Here is a 22,550-nt window from a genome sequence, read left to right on the forward strand (position 1 = left end):
CGGTGCTCCGCCACGGGTAGCGTGGTACCTGCTTCAACCGGTCATCACGGTACGGGGGTTCGATGGAGCCGCAGCACGCAACCGGAGGCATTTCCAACCTGTCCTCCGCGACGGTGCACGGTCAGCACAACCAAGTCGGGATCAATCACGGCGGCATCGTCCACAACAACTACTATGCGGCCGCCCCGTTGGGAGTGGACCGAGTACCTGAGCAACTCCCGCCCGGGACTGTGCGCTTCATCAACCGCGATCGCGATATCGACGCGCTGGATGCGTGGCTGCGGGACCTGCAGGCAGAAAGCGACCCGGGGCTGGCGGTGGTCAGCGGGCTGCCCGGAGTCGGGAAGACCGAGACGGTCTGCCATTGGGCGCGCCGCACCCGCGACCGGTTCCCGGGAGGTCGGCTGTTCGTTGACTTCGCGCAGTTGCGCAAGTACACCGTCGGCGGTGACCTGAACGAGGCTCTGCGCTGGTTCCTGATCGGCTTCGGCGTGAGCGAGGACTACATGCCCGCGCCGTTCGCTGAGCGCCTTGCGCTGTACCGGGACCACGCGGCGCGTCGATGCCTGCTGGTCGTCCTGGACGACGTTCCCGATCCCGAGGTCGTGGCGGCACTGGCCCCCACTGGACCTGGCAGTGTGCTGATCGCGACCAGTACTGCCGTCCTTGGCGAGTACGGCGGTGACTACCGGCTGCAGCGGCTGGACCCCTTCGGGCAGGAGGCAGGCACACACATGCTGGCTGCGCTGGCCGGTGAGGAGCGGATCGCGGCCGATCCCGCGGCAGCGGCCAGGCTGGTCGACCTGTGCGGGGGACTGCCCGTGGCGCTGCGGGTGGCCGCAGCGCGCCTGCGCCGGTCCGCCTGGCTGACCGTGCCCGCACTGGTGGACGAACTCGCGGACGAGTCCGTCCGCCTCGCTGCCCTCTCACGCAGCCCTGGACGCCAGGGGACCGAGGAGACCAAGGAGAACAGCGTGTCCGCTGCGCTCAACCTCGCCTACCACCACCTCCCGAACAACCAGGCCCGCCTCTATCGGGTGCTGGGCCTGGCCCCCTTCCCGGCCTTCGACGCCGACACGGCCGCTGCCGCGGCTCAGCTACCGCAGACCGCGGCCCGTGAGCTGCTGGACGACCTTGTCGAATCCGGCTTGCTCCAGGTGGACCCGACCGGCTACTACCGCCTCCACTCCCTGGTACATCTGCATGCCAGGGACTGCGCCGGCGCTGATGAGCCGCAGCAGGAGCGGCACGCCATCAGTGCCCGGTTCCTGGCCCACTACCTCCAGCGGACGGCGCTTGCCGACCGCGCTCTGCGCGCTGACCGCCTCCGGATCGTGAACCTGGACGAAGTCATCGCACAGGCCCACGACCCCTTCCAAAGGGACGAGGAGGACTCTCCGAAGGGCCGGGCATTGGCCTGGTTGGAGCGGGAACGGCCCGCGCTGCTCGCGGTCCTGCGCGAGGCGGAGAGACAGGAGCAGGACCGCTCCGTGTGGGAGCTCGCGGAGGTGCTCAGTGTCCTGTACCTGCACCATCGCCACGTGGGCGAATGGGAGGAGACCCTTCGCATGGGCGCTGCGGCCGCCGCTCGGCAGGGTAGGCCGGATGCCGAAGCCAGACTGCGCAGCATGCTCTCGCGTCCGCTGCTCGACCAGAACCGGGACGTCGAGGCGAAGGAGCAGCTGGAACGGGCCCTGACCTGCGCGAAGGTCAGCGGCCATACCGCCCTGCGTGCCTCCGTCCAGGAATTCTGGGGCCGCTACTGGGAGCGCCACGACCTGGCGCTCGCGGAGCAGGCCATCCGGTGCTGTCTGGCATTGAACCGACAGGCTGGGGAATCCCGCGGGGAGGCGCTGGCTCTGTACTTCCTCGGGACCCTTCAGAACAGCGCGGGTGACCCGGAAGCGGCCCTGGTCACTTTGGACCAGGCTCTGGCCCGGTTCGCTGCGTGCCAGCCCCCGGACGTGCGCATGGCCCCACGGGTCCTGACGGACCGGGGCCGGGTACATGCCGGCCTGGGGCATGCCGAGCCAGCCCGCCACGATCTGGAGAGTGCGGTGGAAGCGCTCATGGCGCAGGACGCCACCCACTACGAGGCCCAGGCACGGGTGGCCCTGGCCGACCTTCTCCAGAGCGAAGGCCAACCACCGGAGACATGGCGCCCGCACCTGGAACGCGCCCGGCAGATCTACCACGAGGGCGGTAGCCCCGAGGCCGTGGTCCTGAAGGCCCGTCTGGAGGAACTGAGCACGTGACTTGCGGTCAGCTTCGCAGACGAAGCGCGACATCTGCTTCGGTGCCACCGGCGAAGAGGGTGACCACGGTGCCGTCCAGCGGTTCCCCGGCCCGCAGGCAGGTGTAGACGGCGGCAGCGATCAGTCCGGAGTCCGCGCGGCCCCCGGTCGCTGACGCCGTCGCAATGCGGCCGTCGCGAACCGCGACCACAAAGCCCTCCGGCATCCGGGCGACAGTCAGCCAACTCGCCGGGAACAATTCGAACGCACGGCGGACCCAGTGGATTGCCTGCACCGAGCTGACCGCGGGAGTGGAGCGGATCAGGACCGAAGCACTGTGTGCCAGCCGCAGGTCGGGCTCGTCCTCCCGGCAGGCGAGGTATTGGACCGTGGCCGGTGACCCTGAGCCGCTGTCGGCGCCGCGTACGGCGGCGGGCTTGCGTATGACGGTCACGGCCAGGCGTCCGTCGGGCTCGCTCTGCCAGGAGGTGGTGACCACGGTGGCGCGCACCTGTGGGATGTCCAGCTCCGGGGCCGGGAAAGCGAGCGAAGGGGCATGAACGGGCGGTTCGGGCAGCTTCAGCAGGCAGTACAGCAGTTCCCGCAGCCGGTCCACTGAGCCCTCCCCGTAGCCGAATGCACGTTGGGCGAGCCTCCTCCCCAGGTCGGCGGATGGACTCTGGATCGCCGACTCGACCTGGTACCGCAACGGCCGACTCGTCTCCAGGCGTGGCGCGCAGCGCCCCAACAGCGAACCCGCCGTACCGGGGACCGCGTCGCTACCGAACGCGGCCAGGAGCACTGGCGTACCCAGTGCTGCGGCATACAAGGTGACTGAGCCGTGATCGCCGATCACCAGGTCGGCGGCGGTGACTGCGGCCTGCCAGCCACGGGTGGGCGGCACCAGGACCAGTCCAGCTGCCAGGGCTTCGGCCTGGATCGAGCTGAGTTGCCAACTCCCGTGCCAGGAAGTGATATTGGGGTGGGCTACCAGCGCGACTCTGTACTCGTCCATGGGCAGCTGCGCCAGCAATTCGGACGGGAGGTGCGGACTGCCTCCTAGAAGGGATGTCGGACCCCAGGTGGAGCTGATCACGACCAGGCGTTGCCCTGGCCCGACCCCCATTGCGGCCCGGTACGACTCGCGAAGGTCCAGCCCGACCTGCAGCCGCTCGAACCATGGATCACCCAGCCCCACCGTGCGGTCAGCGGCCCGCGGGTGCGCGTCGGCCAACTGACTGACCTGGTCAGGGTGCGACACCACAAGCCAACTTCGTGCCAGCAGGCGATCAGGCACCAGGCCCGAGAGCCGGGTATACGGGCCACGCGAATCAGGCACCAGTTTCTGGAAGCCGATACCATGGGGAAGAATCAGGACCGGGCACTCCTCATCGGGCAGGTCGATGTTCTCGCTGGCGCTGAGCACCGCATCCGCGCCGACCTCAGCCACCTGTTCCCACGGCAACACCCGACACCGGTACTCGCCCAGCAGCTCCAGAACACCGTGGTGGAAGGCTGAGTGGGGGTCATAGGCGAAGATCGTCTCGACTCGATCCTCGCCACGCATCAAGAGCGGCAGCACTTCGAGTGCCCGGATGGTCGAGGTCACCGTCCGAGCGGCCACTAGCAACGTCCGTTCGGTCGGAAATGTCCGCCACCTCGATGGATCTGAGTCCAGGCCCAGCCACGGGGGAACATCAGTGCGCATAGTCACCCCATGACGATGCCGACCATCCCAGTGCAGTCAGCGGCTCCCGGCTCCCGGCTCCCGGCTCCCGGCTCCCGGCTCCCGGCTCCCGGCTCCCGGCTCCCGGCTCCCGGCTCCCGGCTCCATGATTAATTGTAGCGGGGGTCGTTGGACGAGCCAATAGGAAGGAAATTAGATTGTTCCGAAACTCGCTGCGAAACATGGCGGAAATTTCCCTAACGGCTTGCGCTTCGCTGGCCGCCCAGGAGGGACCTGGAGCTTCTTTTGAATTCACAGAGGCCGGTTCCCGGAGCCAGGGGAGTAGCTTCTGGGGGAGATTGGGAATGCTTGGACATACTGATCGGAGCAGAAAGTCTCTGGGAGACGGGAGGCGCGGTCTGCCGAGGTGGGGCTGAGGACGCTCACGGATGCAACGCGGCGTTCGCCCGGTGCCGCTTCCTGTCGCCTGCTGTCAATTTCGGCCACCGAGCACAACCTGCCTGTGGTCTCCACGGCTTCCCTTTCTTTCCGTGCCGGTGTCTGCGAGGAGCGGCATCCCAGAGAGACAATAGCCGTCCGGTGCTTCGTTGGCCCAGGCGAGAAGGGTTTCCTTCCGGCCCCGGCTATCCGTGGGCGCGTATCGAGCCGTTGTTGCCGGTGGGGGAGCGTCGTCTGCGCACAATCCTGGGCGGCTGCCGCAGGAGCTCGGCTTCGGTTCCGGGATGACGTACTGGCGGCGGCTGCGGGACTGGCACGAGGCCGGTGTGTGAGACCGGCTTCACCTTCCCGCGCCGTACACGCCTCCGTGCGCCTGGGGTCCGCGCCGCTGCTGCCACTCGCACGATCCGACGCCAATCCGTCCTCGCCGGGGTTCAGATCAGCCGGGCCCCACGGCGGCCCGCTGCTCGATCGGACATGCCGCAGCCGCCGGGCGCTGAAGGGGTGCTACGCCCCGTCGCTGGAGCGTCTGGTCATGGCCTCGTCGAAGCGGTTGGAGTACCGCTGCGAAGCTGCGGATTCCTCGTCCCAGCCGTCCCAGGCGAGTAGCGGGACCGCCGGGTCCATCAGGTCCAGAAACGCGACGCCGACCTGTGCGATCCAGAAGGCCCGCTGCATGTGCAGCTTCGGATTGGATGGGACGGAGCATGCTCAGTCACGACGGCCTGTGGACAAGGGCTCGGGTCTCGCCCTGGTAGGGGATCCATCGGTACCCGGGCTGAAACTCGAGGTAGTCGGGGCCCAGACCGAGTTGATTGTGCAGCTCTTCGCAGAGGACGAGCCCGGGGACGGGGTTGTCGTTGAGTTCGTAGTCAGGGAGCTCGACGGGGTCCAGCACGTGTTCTGGGTCCCATCCGACCATGGCGGCAGTGTATCCGTGGAACTTCACGAGCAGTCCGTAGAGTTGGTGGCCCAGCTCCGTCAGCTCTGCTGCGGTGAGAGCGAATCCGGGCAGGCCTCGGTCTATGGCGGCGCGCCAACCGACGCCGACGGGCATGAATGCCAGCTCGATGTATCGGCCCGAGGGTCTCAGCATCGGGCGATGGAAGGGGATGCTGTGGGCACCCGCCTGCAGCGTGTACGGATGAGGCTCGGTCAGCGCGGCGGCGGCCTGCGCCGCTTCGACATTGTCGCCAAAGTTAACTACCAGCTCGAAGCAGATCGCCACGGTGGCTCGTCCTCCCCAGTTGCTTGCTGCGGCCTGTGCCGATGATCAGGCTAACTGTCGCCGGTAGGCGACTGAGGTTTCAGCACGTTCGACGGGGACGCTATTCGCGGCGCGCGTCGCCGGGGTCAGGAACCCGTCATCGAGTCGAGGGTGAAGTTCCCTCTCTCGCTGTCCGGGAGACGGAGTCAGAGGAGCGAGAGGGCGCGGGCCAGTTCCGCCACCGGGAACCTGTCCTCGCTCCAGACCGTGCGGGACAGAACATCGCCATTCAAACAACCCTAGCCGTAGTGTCCGGCACGGCACGGCGCAGCTCGTCGCGGCGAGGTGGAGGGTCAGGACGGCGTGGGCGATGGCGGTGGCGCGGGTGGGAATCGCCCGTCGGGAATACCGCGCTCCGCCGCTGCGGCCGCGAACACGAGGGGTCGGCGTCGCGTGCATGATTCCGAAAAGCCGGGGCAGCAGCGTGATGAAGGAGGATGATAACAATGGGTGCTCTTCTGGTGGTTCTTCTGCTCGCGCTGATCCTGGGCGGTGCGGGTTTCGCCATCCACATTCTGTGGTGGGTCGCGGTGGTGGTCCTGGTCCTGTGGGTCGTCGGATTCTTCGCCCGCAGCAGCGGCGGCGGTGGCCGCTGGTACCGATGGTGACCCGGCACCGGCCGTAACCGTACGCATGCCGCGGGGCGCACCGACCGGTGCGCCCCGCGGCATGCGTACGGGCGCACTCCACCTGGAATCACTTCCCTTTCAGGTGCACCTCGGCGGCATCACTGGGTAGGTGCCGTACAGGGGTCGGCGCGGGCCAGCCGACGTGTGACCCGCGCGTATCCTCCGGGCGTCCGCGCCGACCCCTCCCCGCGACAGCCATGCCGCCTCTTCGGCTGCGCGAAATCCAGCGGGACGAGCGGGACAAGAGGGAAATGCCTTTCGGCTGGGAAAGGAGAAAGGCATGCACGTTAGGTCCCCGTCCCGAGCGACGTGGAACGGGACAGGCGCGCGGGCGGTGGGGTGAGTTCGGGCGAATCGGGCAGGTGTTGCTGCGCGATGTCAGGACGAGACGCTGGGAGGCTGCCGCTGTGACCATGACTGCGATCGTGTGGCCGATGTCGGTGACGGAGGGGACCGCGCTCCCGCGTGTGCCCGAGCACGGGCGGGCGTCGGGTGCGGGAACGGCGGGTCGGCGGTGAGCGGCGGTCCCGGGCTGCCGGGGGCGCTGGCGCATCTCGAACCGCTGCTGGACCGGGGCGGCTACCCGGCGTTGGCGTTACTGGTGGGGCTGGACAACGTGCTCGTACCAGTTCCGGGGCAGACGGTGCTGATCGTGGCGGCGGTGTACGCGGGCAGCGGCCGCATGAACGTGGTTGCCGTGGCCCTGGTCGCCTGGGCGGCCGCCCTCGCGGGCGCGGAGGCCGCCTACCTGCTGGGCCGCCGCCAGGGGAGTGCGCTGATCGAGCGCTACGGGCGCTACGTCCGCCTCACCCCGCAGCGCTACGCGCGTGCGGAGGACTTCTACCGGCGGCACGGAACGCTGGTGGTGTTCGCGGCCCGGTTCGTGGACGGGCTGCGGCAGACCAACGGCCTGCTCGCCGGGGCCAACCACCTGTCCCGGTCCCGCTTCTCCGCCGCCAACGCGGTCGGCGCCGCCGGGTGGACCGCGCTGTGGACCGCACTGGGCTACGGCGCCGGTACCGACATCGGCCCGATCTACCACCAGGCCGTGCACTACCAACTCCTGCTCCTGCCCGCCGCCGCGGTGCTCGCCGCCGGCTTCGCCGCCCGCGCCCTGTGGCACCGGCACCACCGGCGGGCAGACCTCGGCGAGCCGCTCCCGCGGCGCTCCACGGACAGCTGACCGGCGCGGCAAGGGGCGGCCCCCGCAGACCGAGTGCGGGGGCCGCCCCTTGCCGCGCGGGCGGTCAGCTGAGCGAGGTGTCGCCGTCGTAGTAGTTGCCGACCTGCTGCTGGTAGGCGGCGTCGCCGGTGTGCTGGTCCTTGTCGAACTCGGGGGCGTTCTTGATTTCCTCCTTGGTGCGCCCGACCTGGACGGTCTCGTTGGCGGCATCGACGGAGGTGATGGTGCCCGCGGGCAGCAGCACGTGCTTGCCGAAGATCCACGGCCCGGTGTCGACGACGATGTACCCGGCCTCGACGTCCGGGGAGTGCTTGTCCACCTTGCCGATGTGGCCGTCGGTCGCCTCGACCTTGTAGCCCGTCAGGTCGGTCCCGGTCTGATAGCCGGAGTCCGCCTGGTAGCCCCACATGCCGTTCGCCACGGGAACACCCTTCTGCAGCAGGTGAAAACACCTGATTTGAAATAAAACAGCCGAGTTGCTGCCCCAATGAACCTCCTGTCCCGCTCCGGCCGACTCATGCCACCCACTCGGCGAACCCGGCCCCGCCCGGAACGCGTCCGCCCGGCGCGTCGGGTCAGTGCCGACCGGCGGTCCGGACGTCGCCCGAGGCTGCCGCAGGGTCCCACTGGAGGGCGGTGCGGGCGAGATTGCTGAGCATGCGGCGGTTGCGCAGGTGGAGCAGGAGTTCGCTGGGCGGTCCCTGCAGGCGCGCTCCCGGTCCCAGGAGCGGGTGCTCGTCGAGGATGGCCAGGGTGTGCTCGGCCCAGGGGATGAGTTCGATGGCGATGCGCGCGGTGCCGAAGGGCTCGGCCTTGGCCTCCAGCTCCAGGCGGCGTTCCGGTTCGCAGATCCGCACGACGCACGAGTCCTGGAAGTTCACCGGGCCGACCCCGACCCGGAAGCGCAGGCGGGCGCCGACAGCGGGCCAGGCGGCGTCGACGTGCAGGATGTGCTGGGTGCCCACCACCCACTGTGCGTAGCTGGTGCCGTCGGCCAGCACCTTCCAGACCTGCTCCGGCGGGCACTTGATCAACTGCTGGCGCTTGGCCACAGGAACTCCTCGTACGGGTGCGGTGCGGTGCGGGGCGGGGGCGGGGCGGGTGGTCGGTGCGGCGGCTGCCGGTCGGGCCTCAGGCTCCCGGGGTGGGTCCGGACAGGAGTCGCTGGGCGGCGGCCAGGCCGGGGGACAACAGGCGGCCGACCGTGCGGGAGTGGGCGCGCAGGGCGGCGCGGGCGGCGTTGGCGCCGGGGGCTCCATGGACGCCGCCGCCGGGATGGGCGGACGCCGAGGCGAGGTACAGGCGCGGGATCGGGGTCTCCGGGCGGCCGGTGCCGGGCACCGGGCGGAAGACCAGCTGCTGGTGGACGGCGGTGGTGCCGCCGTTCAGGGCGCCGCCCACGAGGTTCTCGTCCAGGGACTGGAGCAGGTGCGGCGTCAGGATGCGTCGGCTGCCGATGGTGTCGCGGAAGCCGGGGGCGAAGCGTTCGACCTGCTCCTCGACGCGGTCGGCCATGAGCTCGGCCTCACGTTCGTCCCAGCGTCCGGTGATGCCCCCCTCGCCCAGGTCGCCGGTGATGTGCTGGGGCACGTGGGTGTAGGCCCAGGCGGACTCGGTACCGGCGGGGGAGCGGCTGGGATCGGCGGTGGTCATCTGCCCCAGCAGGGCGAAGGGCCGCCGGGGCAACCGTCCGGTGGTGACCTGGAGGGCGTAGTCGCTCAGCTCGTCCAGGTCCGCGCCCAGGTGCACGGTCCCCGCCGTGGACGCGGCGGGCGCGGTCCAGGGGATGGCGCGGTTCAGGGCCCAGTCAACCTTGAAGGTGGAGAAGTCCCACTGGAAGCGGTGCATGTCGGCGCGCACCTGCGCAGGGAGGTCGTCCCAGGCCACGAGCCCACCGTAGAGGCTGGTGGCGGGGACGTCGGCCAGGACCGCCCGGGTGGCGCGGTAGCTCTGGCCGTCGGCGGTACGCACCCCCAGCGCCTTGCCGCCGCGCACGACGACCTCCTCGACCCGGGCGTCGCACCGCACGCTCCCACCCAGCGACTCCAGCCGGCGCACCAGCGCGGCGGTCAACTCGCCCGCCCCGCCCACCGGCACCGGCCAGCCCACCTGCTGCCCGAGCATGGCCATCAGCCACCCGAACGCGGCACTGCCCGCCGCCTCCGGCAGCAGGTCGGCGTGCAACGCGCACCCGGCCAGCAGCAGCCCCGCGCCGGGCTCGGTGAACTCCTCCTGAGCCAGGCGGCGCACCGGCAGGGTCAACAACCGTGCCGCCCGCAGCCCGCCTGCCGCCCGCAGCTTCGCCGCCACCGCCGCACCGGCCCTGACCGGCGGGAAGGGGGCGAACAGCGACTGGAGCAGATGCGGCTCCAGGTGCTCCCAGAGTCCCGACAGCCGCCCCCACGCCTGGGCGTCCAGGGCCCCGAACGCGCTCTCCAGATCAGCCATGGTGGCCGCCGCGCTGCGGTGCAGCGTGGCGCAGCGCCCGTCCAGCAGCGGGTGGGCCATCACCGTCGGCGCATGACTCCACCGCAGCCCGAATCGCTCCAGCTCCAGCGCCCGGATCACCGGGGAGGCGACGGCCAGCGGGTAGAAGGCGGAGAACAGGTCGCTGACGAAGTCCGGATCCACCCCGCGGTCGCTGCGCACCGCGCCGCCGGGCTCCGGTTGGGCTTCCAGGACCTGGACCTGCCAGCCCGCGTCGACCAGGACGTTGGCGGCCACCAGGCCGTTGGGGCCCGAGCCGACGACGATCGCATCCGCCATGGAGAACCTCGCCTCGTGGTGCCCCACCACAGAGGGGAGGAGCCCTGTATCGCCGCCTGCCCCCACGAGGAACATTAGTGGATCAATGCCTCAAAAGGGGCGCACGGCGTGCAGCCGGGACAGGCCCGGTGTCGGCTCGGCTCAGCCGCTGTCGAGGTCACGCGGCTTCGGGCCGCGCCGGGGGCGCCTGGGCGGTCGCCGCCGAGGCCGGGCTTGCGTGCCGGCCGCCGTCGGCGACGGGCTGCTCCTGGGCTGCGGCGACCGACCGGTACGGATCACCGACGCGTAGGTACCCGAGCCGCGGGGACCGTGGATGCGCGGCTGCGCCATCCGGACCCGCAGCCGGACGTGCTCCTGGGGGATCCGGCTCTCGCTCCACTGCCGCCCCAGCAGCGCGCTGCCGAAGACCACGGTGCCGACGCCGATCAGCCAGGTCTGCACCATCAGCACGGAACCAATCGGACCGTAGGTGACCGCGTTGGCCGCCAGCAGGGGCGCCAGCAGCAGCGAGCACAGGGCCCGCAGCGCCGCCAGGCCCAAGCCGGTCAGCACCGCGCCGGGGAACAGCTGACGCCAGGTCACCCGCCGCTCCAGCAGGATCCACTGACCCCACCAGCACAGGGCAGTGGCGCCCAGGTACGTCACCAGTGCCCGAGTCGTCCCCTGCGGCCACCCGTGGCGCAGCAGCGAGGCGCTGTGGACGTCCACGAACAGCGCGGCGGTCAGCGCCGCCAGCCAGGCGCCCCGGCGCCAGACGGAGTGCCAGTGGCCCGGCGGAAGCTCCCACACCCGCTCGTAGCCGGTCTGCACACAGGCGGCGAAGGACAGCCCGAACCCTGCGGCGGCGACCACGCTGAAGGCGCTGGTGGTGCTGAGCACGCGTTGCGGCGCGGAGAACAGGTGGCGGACGGTCTCGGCCGACGAACCCGTCACGCCGAGCCCGTCGACCAGCCAGGCGGCGAAGCCCTCGCCCCGCACCGGGTACGCGGCCGCCACCACGATCAGCAGCGGCACCAAGGTGACCAGGGCCTGGGCCGCGAAGCTGAGCGCCCTGTTGGTCAGCTCGACCTCCCGCGCCGCGGCGGTGAACGACTGCGCCCACGAGCGCTGCCAGGTCCGCTGCAGGCGCCGCCACCGGGACGGACGGCGCGGTTCCATGGGGTTCACCGGCACGGTCAGCCGTGGCATGCCCCCCTCCCCCCCTACGTCGTCGAGCGGACCGTCGCCCTTTGGACGTCGGTGAGGTAGGGGTAGCCCTGGCAGCCGGTGGTCATACCGATAGGAGTGCCCGCTGGGTCGCGGATCAGTCCCGCGGCGGGCCCCTCGATCGGGGCGCGCGGCGTTCACCCGATCGGAGGGGGCGGTGGTTTGCGCGCGGGCCGGTGCGGACATGGAGAGGGATCAGGCCGGACGAGAGGTGTGACAGCGTGGAGCCGACGGCCACCGGGATCCGGTCGGCGGTGGTCCTGGACGTCAACGGGCACCCGCGTGAACTGACGCTGGACCACCGTACGACCGTGCTTGACGCGCTGCGTGAGCACCTGGACCTGACCGGGACCAAGAAGGGCTGTGACCACGGGCAGTGCGGAGCGTGCACCGTCCTGGTGGACGGGGCTCGGATGAACAGCTGCCTGCTGCTCGCGGTGGCAGCCGACGGCCTCGCGATCACCACGATCGAGGGCCTGGCGGACGGCGAACGACTGCATCCGCTGCAGGAGGCGTTCGTCGCCCGGGACGCCCTCCAGTGCGGCTACTGCACGCCGGGGCAGATCTGCTCAGCGGTGGGCGTCCTCGCGGAGGCTGCCGCGGGCCACGCCTCGCACGTCACGTCGCCCCTCGAACCCGCCGGTGGACCAGTGGACCTGACGGATACCGAGATCCGCGAGCGGATGAGCGGCAACCTGTGCCGTTGCGGCGCGTATCCGCACATCGTCGACGCGATCAAGGATGTGGCCGGGTGAAGCCGTTCGGGTACGTCCGCCCGGTCGACACGACGGAAGCAGTCGCGGCCTTCGCCGCGCATACGGACGCGCGCTACCTCGCCGGTGGGACCAACCTCCTCGACCTCATGAAACGGGGAGTCGAGGCCCCGGGCACCCTGATCGACGTCAACCGCCTTCCCCTGGACCGGGTGCGGGAGACGCCGGCGGGAGGACTGCTCATCGGGGCGACCGTGCGCAACAGCGCCCTCGCGGCGCACCCTGCGGTGCGGGCCCGCTACCCGGTACTCTCCCAGGCACTGCTCGCCGGGGCCTCGGGGCAGTTGCGCAACGCCGCCACCACCGGCGGGAACCTGTTGCAGCGCACTCGCTGCCTGTACTTCCAGGACGGCTCCAAGCCCTGCAACAAGCGCGAACCCGGCACCGGCTGTCCGGCCCGCGAAGGCATCCATCGTGACCTCGCGGTCCTCGGTCACTCAGCGGCCTGCGTGGCCACACATCCCTCCGACATGAGCGTGGCACTGAGCGCCCTGGACGCGGTGGTGCGGCTGGTCGGGCCGAACGGGAGGCGGAGCGTGCCGGTCACCGACTTCATCCGACTGCCCGGCGACCGCCCCGAGCGCGATTGCGAGATCCGCCCCGGAGAGCTGATCACCGGCGTCGAACTGCCGCCGGCCGCCCCCGGAGCCGCCTCCGCCTACCGCAAGGTCCGCGACCGCGCCTCCTATGCCTTCGCACTGGTTTCCGTGGCCGCTGTGCTGGACGTCCGGGACGGCAGGATCACCGGCGTCGCGCTGGCCTTCGGCGGCCTCGCCCACCGGCCCTGGCGCGCCCGCCGGGCCGAGGAGGTGCTGCACGGATCTCCGGCGACCGAGGCTGTCTTCGCCCGGGCGGCCGACGCCGAGCTCGCCGCAGCACGGCCGCTGCGTGACAACGGCTTCAAGGTGCCTCTGGCGCGCAACCTCACCGTCGACGTGCTGAGCGAACTCGCCGACCGAGGGAAAGGCGGCGGCGCGTGACCCGGCAGAACCCCCCGTTGGGCACACCGCAGGTACGGCGGGACGCCCGGGAGAAGGTCACCGGCACCGCGCGCTACGCGGCCGAGCACACACCGCCGGGGTGCGCCTACGCCTGGCCGGTCCCCGCCACCATCACCCGTGGGCGTGTCGTCGCCGTCGACACGACCGACGCGCTGGCGCCGAGCGGGGTCCTCGCCGTCCTCACCCATCACACCGCGCCCCGTGTCGAACGGCCTGACGACCCGACGCTCGCCGTCCTGCAGGACGCCACCGTGCCCCACCGCGGTTGGTACGTCGCCCTGGCGGTGGCCGACACGCTTGAGGGTGCCCGCGCCGCCGCCGCAGCCGTGCGGGTCGCCTACGAGGTGCTCCCGTCGGACGTGGAGCTCACCGTCGACCACTCCGGCCTGTACACGCCCGAATCGGCCAACGGCGGCAACGCCGCCCGTCAGGAGCGGGGCGACTTCGACACCGCCTTCGCCGCGGCCCCGGTCCGCACTGACGCGACCTACGTGATGAAGGCGCTGCACAACCACCCCATGGAACCGCACGCCGCCACCGCCCAGTGGCGCGACGGGCACCTGACGGTCCACGACTCGTCCCAGGGCTCCACCCCGGTACGCGACACCCTGGCCGCGATGTTCGGCCTCGCCCCCGGACAGGTCACCGTGCACGCCGCGTACGTGGGCGGCGGCTTCGGCTCCAAGGGGACCCCTCGACCTCAGGTCGTGCTCGCCGTGATGGCCGCCCTGCACACGGGACGACCCGTCAAACTCGCACTCCCGCGAAGCCAGCTGGCCGCGGTCGTGGGCCACCGGGCACCCCTCCTGCAGCGCGTGCGCCTGGGCGCCGGCCACGACGGACTGATCACCGCGCTGGCCCACGAGGTCGTCACCCGGACCTCCACCGTCAAGGAGTTCGTCGAACAGGCCGCGGTACCCGCCCGGATCATGTACACCTCCCCGAACAGCCGCACGTCGCACCAGGTCACGGCCCTCGACGTGCCGACCCCCTCCTGGATGCGCGGGCCGGGGGAGACCCCCGGGATGTACGCCCTGGAAACGGCCATGGACGAACTCGCCGTCGCCGCCGGGGTGGACCCCGTCGAGCTGCGCGTGCGCAACGAACCCGCCGTGGAACCCGGCAGCGGCCGTCCGTACAGCAGCCGCAATCTCATCGCCTGCCTGCGCGAGGGGGCACGCCGCTTCCACTGGGCCGCCCGCGACCCCCGCCCGGGAGTGCGCCGCGAGGGAAACCTGCTGGTAGGCACAGGGGTGGCCGCCGCCACCTACCCGGTGCTCGTCTCGCCCTGCCGCGCCACCGCGCACGCGGCGCCCGACGGGATCTACCGGATCCGCGTCAACGCCACCGACATCGGCACCGGTGCCCGCACCGTCCTCGCCCAGATCGCGGCCGCCGCGCTACGGACACCCCTGGAATCCGTGCGCCTGGACCTGGGCAACAGCGACCTCCCCCCGGCCCCGCTGGCAGGCGGCTCCTCCGGCACCGCCTCGTGGGGATGGGCGGTGAACAAGGCGTGCACGGCACTGGCCGACAGGCTGCGCGCGCTGCCCGGTGACCTCCCGGCCGACGGTGTCACGGTCAGCGCGGACACCGACCAGGAAGCGGGCGCCGAGTCCTCGTACGCGCGGCACGCCTTCGGAGCCCACTTCGCGGAAGTCCAGGTCGACACCGTCTCGGGCGAAGTACGGCTCCGACGCCTCCTGGGCGTCTACGCCGCCGGCCGGATCCTCAACCCGCGCACCGCACGCTCCCAGTTCATCGGCGGCATGACCATGGGTCTGGGCATGGCACTGACGGAGGGCAGCACCCTCGACCCCTCCTACGGGGACTTCGCCGAGAACGACTTCGCCTCCTACCACGTACCGGCCAGCGCTGACGTGCCCGCCATCGAGGCCCACTGGATCGAGGAGGACGACTCCCGGCTCAACCCGATGGGCAGCAAGGGCATCGGCGAAATCGGCATCGTCGGCACCGCGGCCGCCATCGGCAACGCCGTCCACCACGCGACGGGGATTCGCCTGCGCGAACTGCCCATGACGCCGGACACGATTCTCCCGCGCCTGACCTGAACGCGCTCGCCTACGTCCGGACCGTGTCCAGGTCCCGCAGGGCGTTCTCCACGACCTCGGTGAGCGCCGGGTGGATCCACAGGGGCCCCTCAGCCAGCTCCGCCGCGGTCATACCCGTGGTCAGGGCCACGACCAGGGACTGGACCAGGGTGGCGGCCTGCGGACCGAAGAGGTGGGCACCGATGAGCCGTCCGGTGCGCCGGTCGGCGATCACCTTGCAGAATCCCTCGGTGTCCTCCAGCGCCCAGCCGTACGCCACGTCCGCGTAGCGGTGCACGGCAACGGCGTAGTCCAGCTTCCGGTCGCGGGCCTCCTGTTCGGTCAGGCCGACCTGCGCGATCTGCGGGCGGGTGAAGACGGCCGAGGGCACCGCGTCGTAGTTCATGGTCCGCTCCCGGCCCGGGTGCAACAGGTTGTGCGCGACGATCCGTGCCTCGCGGTTGGCGACGTGCTTGAGCGGCACCGGGGTGGAGACGTCGCCGAGCGCCCACACCCCCTCGGCGGTGGTGCGCAGCTGTGCGTCGACGGTGACGCGGCCGTCCTCGCCGGTGTCGATGCCCGCCCGGTGGAGGTCGAGGAGGTCGCTGTTGGGGCGGCGGCCGACAGCCACCAGCAGGGTGTCGGCCCGCAGTTCGGTGCCGTCGTCCAGGGTCAGGCGCAGGTCCCCGGGGCGCCCCGACACGGCGGTCAGCTCGCGTCCCAGCCGCAGGTCCCACTGGTCGCGCATCGCGTCGGTGAAGGCGGCGGAGACTGCCTCGTCCTGCTGCTGTCCGAGCAGCCGCTCGCCCTTCTCGACCACGGTGACGTGGCTGCCGAAAGAGCGGAAGACGTGCGCCAGCTCGGCGGCGACATAGCCGCCGCCGAGCACCACCAACCGCTGCGGCAGCTCGTCCAGCCGCATCACGGTGTCGGAGGTCTCATAGGGCAGGCCGGAGTCCTCGACCACGGGAGGAACGACCGGTCGGCCGCCGGCCGCGATGACGATCCGTTCGGCCTCGATCTCCACGGCTCCGTCGGCGGTGTCCACGGTGAGGCGGCGGTCCCCGGTGAAGCGGGCGAGGCCCCGGTACACGGTGATGTGGTCGGAGGCGCGACGGCCCTCCTCACCCTCGGCGGCCTCGGTGTCGAGTCGGCCGAACACCCGGCTCCGCACATCGCGCCAGCGCACCTGCCGCAGTTGGGCGTCCACACCGTGCCGCCCGGCGTCCCGGACCGCGTCGGCGACGTCGGCGGTGGCGACGAGCATCTTGCTGGGGATGCAGCCCGCGTTCAGGCAGGTGCCCCCGAAGGGGCCCGCGGAGACGATGGCGACATCCACACCGGCGAAGCGGTCGTCGATGAGGGCGTTGCCGGTGCCCGCACCCAGGACGACGAGATCGTAATGTCGCATGTCCGGAACGTATCCGCTTTACGGCCGACTACTCCCTCCGGCCGACGAAACCCGCCAAACGATCCCTCATGGGGATCACGGTCAGTTGAAAGTGCCGCCGAGGGGTAGGCGAGTGTGATGAGCACCAAACCCTGGGAACGTTCGACCGGAACGGGCTCGCGCTGCTGGCCCTGACCATCGGCGCGGCCCTGCTCCTGCTGCTGCTGCGCACGGCCACCGGCGACCACGCGCCGGCGTGGATCGTCAGCGCGGTCGTCACGGCCTGGTTCGCCGTGTGCTGGCTGCTCCTGCCCTTCAGCGTGCTGCGCCGCGCGGAACGGGAACAGGCAGCCGGAACGGATGGACGGGCGCGCTGACCCCGCTGGACAGGAAGAAGCCGTAGTCCGTCATCAGGAGGACTCCGGCGGAATGCGTTCGAGCAGGCTGCGCAGGTCGTCGGCGTGCTCCTCCTCCTGGGCCAGCAGGTCCTCGAAGACCCGGCGGGTGGTCGGGTCCTTGTCCCCGAGCCACTGGATGATCTCGGTGTAGGAGGCCACCGCGACGCGTTCGGCCACCAGGTCCTCCCTGACCATCGCGATCAGCCCGGCGCTGGCGTCGTACGGCGTGTGCGCGCGGGTGCTGAGGGTGTCCGGGTTGAAGTCCGGCTCGCCGCCCAACTGCGCGATCCGCTCGGCCAGCTTGTCCGCGTGCTGCTGCTCCTCGCCGGCGTGCTCCAGGAACTCCGCCGCGACCGGCTCCGAGTACAGGCCGCTGGCCGTGTAGTAGTGCCGCTTGTAGCGCAGCACGCAGACGATCTCGGTGGCCAGGGCCTCGTTCAGTACCTGAAGCACGCGCTTGAGGTCCGCGCCGTAGGCGTCGGTGACGGGGCCCTTGTCGATCTCCTTGCGGGCGCGGTCGCGCAGCGTCTCGATGTCGGTGAGGAAGTCAGCCATGGGCTGGTACCGCCTTTCCTGGCACAGGGATGGGGATTCACTGGGATGACCGAACGGCCGGGACCGCCCGGTCAGGCCTCCGCCGGTGGCCGGGCCTGGACCCGGTCACCGACGACCTTCGTCTCGAACACCGGCTGCGGAGCCGTCGCCGGTCCGGCCGCGACCCCGCCGTCCGCCAGCCGGAACCTGCTGCCGTGCCAGGGGCACTCCACGCAACCGTCGGCGACCTTGCCCTCGGACAGCGGGCCGGACAGGTGACTGCAACGGTCGGCGAGCACGCGCACCACGCCCGCCGTCTCCTGGACCACCAGTACCGGGACCTCGCCCAGCATCCGGCGTTCGGCGCGGCCGAGGGGGAACTCGCCGAGCTGCCCGAGGGAGTGCCAGCCCGGCTCGGCCACATGCGGGACGTCCTCGGCGTGGTTCGCGCCCGCGGCCTGCCGGAAAGCCAGGTGGCCGCCGAGCACCCCGCCCGCGCTCACCGCCGCCAGACCCGCGAAGCCCAGCATCCGGCCCCGGAACGAGCGGCCGCGCAGCCGGGCCGCCAGCGACGCCGCGTACAGGACCGCCCCGGTCGCGTTGGCGGCCGCGTGGACCACACCGACCCGCATCTGCCGTTCGTGCTGCTCGGCCCAGTCCACCCAGCCGGCCAGCGCGGCCGGGACCGCGCCCGCCAGCCCGACCGCCACCAGCACGGTGGCCGCCCGGCGCTGGCCGGGCAGCAGGTCCAGTACCGCGGCGCTGGACCACGCCCCGATCGGGACCTGTACCAGGGTGGGGTGCAGCGGATGCCCCAGCCACACCCCGTGCAGCAGGTCCCGGGTGTCACCCAGCGGCAGCCCCCGCACCGCGCCCCGCAGCGGGCCGACGGCATTGTCCAGCCAGCGCTGCTGGTCGATCCGGTCGAGCGTGTCGCCCACCGGGGTCCGCCGTGAGGCGGACTCCAGGATCGTTCGTGTGAGCTTCATGGTGGTCGGCTAACCCTTCCTGCTCCGTGCAAACGGGGTCGAACGGCTCGGCGGGGGAGCGTCCGGCGGCGCACCGCTCAGGGGTCACACCACCGGCTGTCGGTGCGCGGCCGATGGCGTCCGTGTGCCTCCGGCCCGCACCTCCAGGTTCGCCCTGTGGACCTGCGGGTGCGACCGGGCCGCTCCGCCCGCAGCGCCCCGCAGCAGGTCGAGCGCCGTCCGCGCGCCCCGTGCCCGGTCGGCTGCTGGTACATCCGGGTGACGTACTCAGCGGGCGTGCTCGCCGGAACACGCCGTCCCCCGAGCGGGCGCCCCCTGGTGAGGCGCGGATCCGTACGGTGCGCCTGACGCGACAACCCGGGCCGAGCGGGGCCCGCACCCGACCGGCGGAAGTACCCATGGCCTCGGCTCGCGCACGGCGGAGCCACGGGCCGTCCACACCGCCTCGCCGGAGCTGAGGCACCGGCCGGAGCCCTGTCGGCTCACTGACGCGTGGTCTCGGCGGCGCTGAGCGCCCTGGGAACGTCAAGTCAACGTCATGGTGAGGTAGCCGGGTCCTCGCCAAGGATGGTCCACGCGCCGGGGCCGCTCGCCCGGCCGTACGTTCCGGTCGGGGCCGCCTCCGCTGCACCGGCCTCCGTCCACCAGTCACCCAACCGGAAGGGTTCCAGATATGTCGTTGTTAGCCCCCGTCCGTCGGTTGGCGGCCGTCCTCGCCGGGATGGTCGTCATCGCCATGGCGACCACTGGCGCCGCCACTGCCGCCGCGCCCGCGGCCGCGCCCTTCGCCGCCCAGGCCAAGGCCGTGGGTCTGTCCAGTGACCAGGCCCGCAGTCTGCAGGGGCAGGTGGACCAGATCCTGTCCAAGGACGGCGGAACCCAGGTCGCGGCGAACGAGATCGCGCTGCCGCACGGCTCGTCCGTGCTGTTGGTGCTGCCCGGCCAGAAGTACGCGCACGTCCTGCCCGGGGCGGTCAACCTCGGGTTCGCGCCCGCGTCCGCCGTCTCCCGGTCCGGGAACCGCCCGGCCGACGCCAAGCCCAGCGTCGTCGTCGACGGCGGAACGCTGTCCTGGTACGGCTCGACGTGCGCCTACGAGTACCTGTGCAGCTGGCAGGGGACGGACGCCAGCGGCACCCAGTGGAACGTCAGCCAGTGCAACGAGTGGCAGGAACTGCCGGGCTCCGGTTGGAACGGCAACGGCTCCTGGCTGAACAACGAGACCCCGGGCACCGAGGCGTTCTTCGGCAACAGCAGCTACGACACCATCTACACGACGCCGGGCGCGGTCTCCTGGAACGCGGACTACAACTGGACGCCGGTCTGGTACATCGACGCCTGCGACCACTGAGCACCGCCGCACAGCACCGGGCGGCCGACGGAACCCCGTCGGCCGCCCGGCCGCATGCGCGACAACTGGACAATAGTCGAACCTTCGTTCAGAACCCCGCGTACCCTGTCGGACCCGGCTAGGGTCGTACCGGGGGCGAGCGCATGGATGACGGCTTCGGGGGCCTGCTCCGGAAGTGCCGGTTGCAGGTCGGCTGGACACAGGAGCAGTTGGCGGACGCCTCCGGCGTCTCGGCGCACACCATCAGCGTGCTGGAGGCGGGTCGCCGCCGACCACGTCTCTCCTCGGTCGCCCGGCTCGGCGCCGCCCTCGACCTGGACCCGGCAGCCCAGGAGCGCCTGCTCACCGCCGCCCGCCCCGACGCCACCGCCGCTGACGCCGACACCGACGCGGAACCCGTCGGGCCGGACGTACTGCCGGTGCCGCGACTGCTGCCCTACGCCGTCGCGGACTTCACCGGCCGCCACCGCGAGTTGGAGCACTTCCTGCCCCCACTCACCGGAGCGAACGCCGGAGCGAGCACCGGAGCCGGTGTGTCGGTGGTGTGCATCGACGGGATGGCCGGGGTCGGCAAGACCGCACTGGCGGTGCACCTCGGGCACGCCCTCGCCGACACCTTCCCCGACGGCCAGCTCTTCGTCGACCTGCACGGCTTCACCCCGGGGCAGAGCCCGCTGGACCCCGGTGCCGCGTTGGTGCGGCTGCTGCGCGCGGTCGGCGTCAGCGAGGTCAGACTCCCGGGCGGCACCGAGGAGCGGGCCCACCTGTGGCGCAGCGAGGTCGCCGACCGGCGGTTGCTGGTGGTGCTGGACAACGCCGTGGACGCGGCGCAGGTCCGGCCGCTGATCCCGAGCGGTCCCGGCAGCATGGCGCTGATCACCTCCCGCTGCCGGATGCCCGCACTGGCCGGCGCCACCGGCCTGTCGCTGGACGTCCTCAGCGACAGCGAGGCGGCGGACCTGTTCACCCGGATCGCCGATCCGCGCCGGGTGGCCGACCAGCGCCAGGCCGTCGGCGAGATCGTGCGGCTGTGCGGGCGGCTGCCGCTGGCCATCCGGATCGCGGCCGCGCGGCTGGCCCACCACCCGGTGTGGACGCCGGAACACCTGCTGGCCCGACTCCGGGACCGGCAGCGGCTGCTGCCCGAACTGTCGGTCCAGGACCGCAGCGTCGCCGCCGCCTTCGCCGACTCCTACCGTGCGCTCCCGCCGGAGCAGCGGCGGCTGTTCCGGCTGGCCGCGCTGCACCCGGGCGACGACTTCACCGTGCCCGCGCTGGCCGCCCTCGGCGACCTGCCGCCGTCCACCACCGAGGGCCTGCTGGACGACCTGTACGACCACCACCTGCTGGTGGAGCACGTCCCCGGCCGGTTCACCTTCCACGACCTGCTGAGGTACTTCGCCCGGCAGCTGGTCAGCACGGAGGAGCCGCCGGAGTCGCGGCAGGCGGCGCTGGTCCGACTGCTCGACCACTACCGCTACGCGGCCGCGCGGGCGATGGACCGGCTGTTCCCGCTGGACGCCGGCCACCGGCCACCGATCCCGGCCCCCGCCGGGTCGCCGCCCGCCTTCGCCGACCGGGCGCGGGCGCTGGACTGGCTCGACCAGGAGTTGCGCAACTTACTGGAGGCGGCGGCGCAGGCAGCCGAGCTGGGCGCACCCCGCTACACCGCCGAGCTCCCGGCGATCCTGTGGCGGCACCTGGTCCGGCGGATACCGGCCGACCAGGCGCTGCTGGTGAACGTCCGGGCGCTGGAGGCGGCCCGGCAGCTCGGGGATCAGCTGCGGGAGGCGGAAACGCTGCGGCAGTTGGGGCTGGTGCACTTCCAACTCGGCAACTACCCCACCGCGACGGCCCTGCTCGGGCAGGGGCTGGCGCTGCACCGTCGGATCGGCAACCCGGCCGGTGAGGCGCACACGCTGACCAACCTCGGTCTGGTGCTGGCCCGCACCGGCCGTCCGCTGGAGGCCCTGCGGCACCACCAGCGGGCACTGGCGATCAGCCGCCGGACGGGGGACCGCGCGGTGGAGATCGTCGCGCAGTCGAACCTCGGTCCGGTCCAGGCCCAACTGGGGAACCATGCCGAGGCGTTGGAGCACCACGAGCAGACCCTGGCCTGGTACCGGCTGGCCGGCAACCGCTTGGGCCAGGCGACCTCGCTGCACCAGCTCGGTGAGCTGTACCAGCGGCTCGGGCGCGGCGCGGAGGCCCGGCGGCTGCACCAGCAGGCGCTGGACCTGTACCGGCTCGAACACGACACCTTCGGCCAGTCCGAGTCGCACATGGCGCTCGGTGACCTCCACCTGGCGAGGGACGATCCGGCGGCCGCCCTGGTCAACTACCGCGCCGCGTTCTCCTACCTGCGGCACACCGGTGAGCGCTACAACCTGGCCCGGCTGCACCTCGGGCTGGCCCGGGCGCACCGTCGGCTGGGCCGGCTGGGCCGGGCCCGCGAGCACGGCCGCCGGGCGGTCAAGCTCTACGCCGCGCTGGACATCCCGGAATCCCAGGAGGCCTGGGCGTTCTTTGAGGACCTCGATCAGGACGGCCGCGCTCACGGCCGGGACAGCACCGGGCAACCGTGAGCTGCGGCGTTGCCGCGGCCGGGGTCCGAAGATCCCCGCAGCGCCGCTTCCGACCGGCACCGCCCAAG

Annotated in this window: 18 protein-coding genes and 1 pseudogene; 9 read left to right on the top strand and 10 right to left on the bottom strand. The window is 71.6% G+C overall.

Translation table 11 applies throughout. The features are described 5' to 3' along the window. The first annotated feature begins 62 nt into the window (after positions 1-62). Entirely contained in the window at positions 63-2,255 is a 2,193-nt protein-coding gene (locus tag GXP74_RS18445) for a hypothetical protein (RefSeq protein ID WP_182452540.1), read from the top strand. A 7-nt stretch (positions 2,256-2,262) separates the two neighbouring features. Here GXP74_RS18445 and GXP74_RS18450 read toward each other — a convergent pair whose 3' ends face one another. Continuing rightward, complete coding sequence (locus GXP74_RS18450; RefSeq protein WP_370468432.1) at positions 2,263-3,843, bottom strand: hypothetical protein; 1,581 nt, start codon at positions 3,841-3,843, stop codon at positions 2,263-2,265. Positions 3,844-4,560: 717 nt separating this feature from the next. Here GXP74_RS18450 and GXP74_RS18455 point away from each other — a divergent pair. Beyond that, positions 4,561-4,688, top strand: a pseudogene (locus tag GXP74_RS18455) (IS5/IS1182 family transposase); the annotation flags it as partial. Positions 4,689-4,866: 178 nt separating this feature from the next. On the opposite strand, the gene GXP74_RS18460 reads toward GXP74_RS18455, so the two are convergent. Beyond that, positions 4,867-5,037, bottom strand: a complete 171-nt coding sequence (locus GXP74_RS18460) for a hypothetical protein (protein ID WP_182452542.1) — start codon at positions 5,035-5,037, stop codon at positions 4,867-4,869. A gap of 37 nt (positions 5,038-5,074) precedes the next feature. Further along, complete coding sequence (locus GXP74_RS18465; protein ID WP_182452543.1) at positions 5,075-5,587, bottom strand: hypothetical protein; 513 nt, start codon at positions 5,585-5,587, stop codon at positions 5,075-5,077. A 485-nt stretch (positions 5,588-6,072) separates the two neighbouring features. Here GXP74_RS18465 and GXP74_RS18470 point away from each other — a divergent pair, with 485 nt between their 5' ends. Continuing rightward, complete coding sequence (locus tag GXP74_RS18470; protein WP_304940920.1) at positions 6,073-6,234, top strand: DUF5670 family protein; 162 nt, start codon at positions 6,073-6,075, stop codon at positions 6,232-6,234. Between the two features lie 535 nt (positions 6,235-6,769). Next, the gene (locus GXP74_RS18475) at positions 6,770-7,438 is read left to right on the top strand and encodes a DedA family protein (RefSeq protein WP_182452545.1); all 669 of its coding nucleotides are present in this window, start codon (positions 6,770-6,772) and stop codon (positions 7,436-7,438) included. Positions 7,439-7,502: 64 nt separating this feature from the next. Here the strand turns inward: GXP74_RS18475 and GXP74_RS18480 are convergent, their stop codons facing one another. The 4 genes from GXP74_RS18480 to GXP74_RS18495 form a co-directional block, all read right to left on the bottom strand. After that, positions 7,503-7,859 (bottom strand): PRC-barrel domain-containing protein, encoded by a 357-nt coding sequence (locus GXP74_RS18480; protein ID WP_182452546.1) that lies wholly within the window; start codon positions 7,857-7,859, stop codon positions 7,503-7,505. Between the two features lie 154 nt (positions 7,860-8,013). Further along, positions 8,014-8,490, bottom strand: coding sequence for an SRPBCC family protein (locus GXP74_RS18485; RefSeq protein WP_182452547.1), 477 nt, complete (start codon positions 8,488-8,490; stop codon positions 8,014-8,016). A gap of 79 nt (positions 8,491-8,569) precedes the next feature. Continuing rightward, entirely contained in the window at positions 8,570-10,204 is a 1,635-nt protein-coding gene (locus GXP74_RS18490; RefSeq protein ID WP_182452548.1) for an NAD(P)/FAD-dependent oxidoreductase, read from the bottom strand. Between the two features lie 141 nt (positions 10,205-10,345). Next, positions 10,346-11,392, bottom strand: a complete 1,047-nt coding sequence (locus GXP74_RS18495) for a YhjD/YihY/BrkB family envelope integrity protein (protein WP_182452549.1) — start codon at positions 11,390-11,392, stop codon at positions 10,346-10,348. Positions 11,393-11,631: 239 nt separating this feature from the next. On the opposite strand from GXP74_RS18495, the gene GXP74_RS18500 reads away from it, so the two are divergent. From GXP74_RS18500 to GXP74_RS18510, 3 genes are read left to right on the top strand one after another with little or no spacing between them, the layout of a single operon-like run. After that, the gene (locus tag GXP74_RS18500; protein WP_304940921.1) at positions 11,632-12,165 is read left to right on the top strand and encodes a 2Fe-2S iron-sulfur cluster-binding protein; all 534 of its coding nucleotides are present in this window, start codon (positions 11,632-11,634) and stop codon (positions 12,163-12,165) included. Further along, complete coding sequence (locus GXP74_RS18505; RefSeq protein WP_182452550.1) at positions 12,162-13,163, top strand: xanthine dehydrogenase family protein subunit M; 1,002 nt, start codon at positions 12,162-12,164, stop codon at positions 13,161-13,163. Before GXP74_RS18500 ends, GXP74_RS18505 begins: the two co-directional genes overlap by 4 nt. Next, a complete protein-coding gene (locus GXP74_RS18510) occupies positions 13,160-15,256 on the top strand; it encodes a xanthine dehydrogenase family protein molybdopterin-binding subunit (RefSeq protein WP_182452551.1) in 2,097 nt (698 codons plus the stop codon). The genes GXP74_RS18505 and GXP74_RS18510 overlap by 4 nt, the downstream gene beginning before the upstream one ends. A gap of 10 nt (positions 15,257-15,266) precedes the next feature. Here the strand turns inward: GXP74_RS18510 and GXP74_RS18515 are convergent, their stop codons facing one another. The 3 genes from GXP74_RS18515 to GXP74_RS18525 all read right to left on the bottom strand — a co-directional run bounded on the left by GXP74_RS18515 (position 15,267) and on the right by GXP74_RS18525 (position 18,546). Continuing rightward, the gene (locus tag GXP74_RS18515; protein ID WP_182452552.1) at positions 15,267-16,646 is read right to left on the bottom strand and encodes a mycothione reductase; all 1,380 of its coding nucleotides are present in this window, start codon (positions 16,644-16,646) and stop codon (positions 15,267-15,269) included. Between the two features lie 389 nt (positions 16,647-17,035). Further along, entirely contained in the window at positions 17,036-17,578 is a 543-nt protein-coding gene (locus GXP74_RS18520) for a bacterioferritin (RefSeq protein WP_182452553.1), read from the bottom strand. Between the two features lie 71 nt (positions 17,579-17,649). Continuing rightward, positions 17,650-18,546 (bottom strand): Rieske 2Fe-2S domain-containing protein, encoded by an 897-nt coding sequence (locus GXP74_RS18525; RefSeq protein WP_182452554.1) that lies wholly within the window; start codon positions 18,544-18,546, stop codon positions 17,650-17,652. Between the two features lie 673 nt (positions 18,547-19,219). Between GXP74_RS18525 and GXP74_RS18530 the strand changes: the two genes are divergently transcribed. Then, positions 19,220-19,897, top strand: a complete 678-nt coding sequence (locus GXP74_RS18530; RefSeq protein WP_182452555.1) for a hypothetical protein — start codon at positions 19,220-19,222, stop codon at positions 19,895-19,897. Positions 19,898-20,040: 143 nt separating this feature from the next. Further along, a complete protein-coding gene (locus GXP74_RS18535) occupies positions 20,041-22,482 on the top strand; it encodes a tetratricopeptide repeat protein (protein ID WP_182452556.1) in 2,442 nt (813 codons plus the stop codon). Positions 22,483-22,550: the final 68 nt, after the last annotated feature.

Origin of the sequence: Streptacidiphilus sp. P02-A3a, assembly GCF_014084105.1 — a bacterium.
Taxonomy (GTDB): domain Bacteria; phylum Actinomycetota; class Actinomycetes; order Streptomycetales; family Streptomycetaceae; genus Streptacidiphilus.

Coding starts and splice junctions, on each gene's coding strand:
- GXP74_RS18460 (WP_182452542.1), bottom strand. CDS start 5,037: ATGCAGCGGGCCTTCTGGATCGCACAGGTCGGCGTCGCGTTTCTGGAC.
- GXP74_RS18520 (WP_182452553.1), bottom strand. CDS start 17,578: ATGGCTGACTTCCTCACCGACATCGAGACGCTGCGCGACCGCGCCCGC.
- GXP74_RS18470 (WP_304940920.1), top strand. CDS start 6,073: ATGGGTGCTCTTCTGGTGGTTCTTCTGCTCGCGCTGATCCTGGGCGGT.
- GXP74_RS18490 (WP_182452548.1), bottom strand. CDS start 10,204: ATGGCGGATGCGATCGTCGTCGGCTCGGGCCCCAACGGCCTGGTGGCC.
- GXP74_RS18495 (WP_182452549.1), bottom strand. CDS start 11,392: ATGCCACGGCTGACCGTGCCGGTGAACCCCATGGAACCGCGCCGTCCG.
- GXP74_RS18530 (WP_182452555.1), top strand. CDS start 19,220: ATGTCGTTGTTAGCCCCCGTCCGTCGGTTGGCGGCCGTCCTCGCCGGG.
- GXP74_RS18525 (WP_182452554.1), bottom strand. CDS start 18,546: ATGAAGCTCACACGAACGATCCTGGAGTCCGCCTCACGGCGGACCCCG.
- GXP74_RS18515 (WP_182452552.1), bottom strand. CDS start 16,646: ATGCGACATTACGATCTCGTCGTCCTGGGTGCGGGCACCGGCAACGCC.
- GXP74_RS18535 (WP_182452556.1), top strand. CDS start 20,041: ATGGATGACGGCTTCGGGGGCCTGCTCCGGAAGTGCCGGTTGCAGGTC.
- GXP74_RS18445 (WP_182452540.1), top strand. CDS start 63: ATGGAGCCGCAGCACGCAACCGGAGGCATTTCCAACCTGTCCTCCGCG.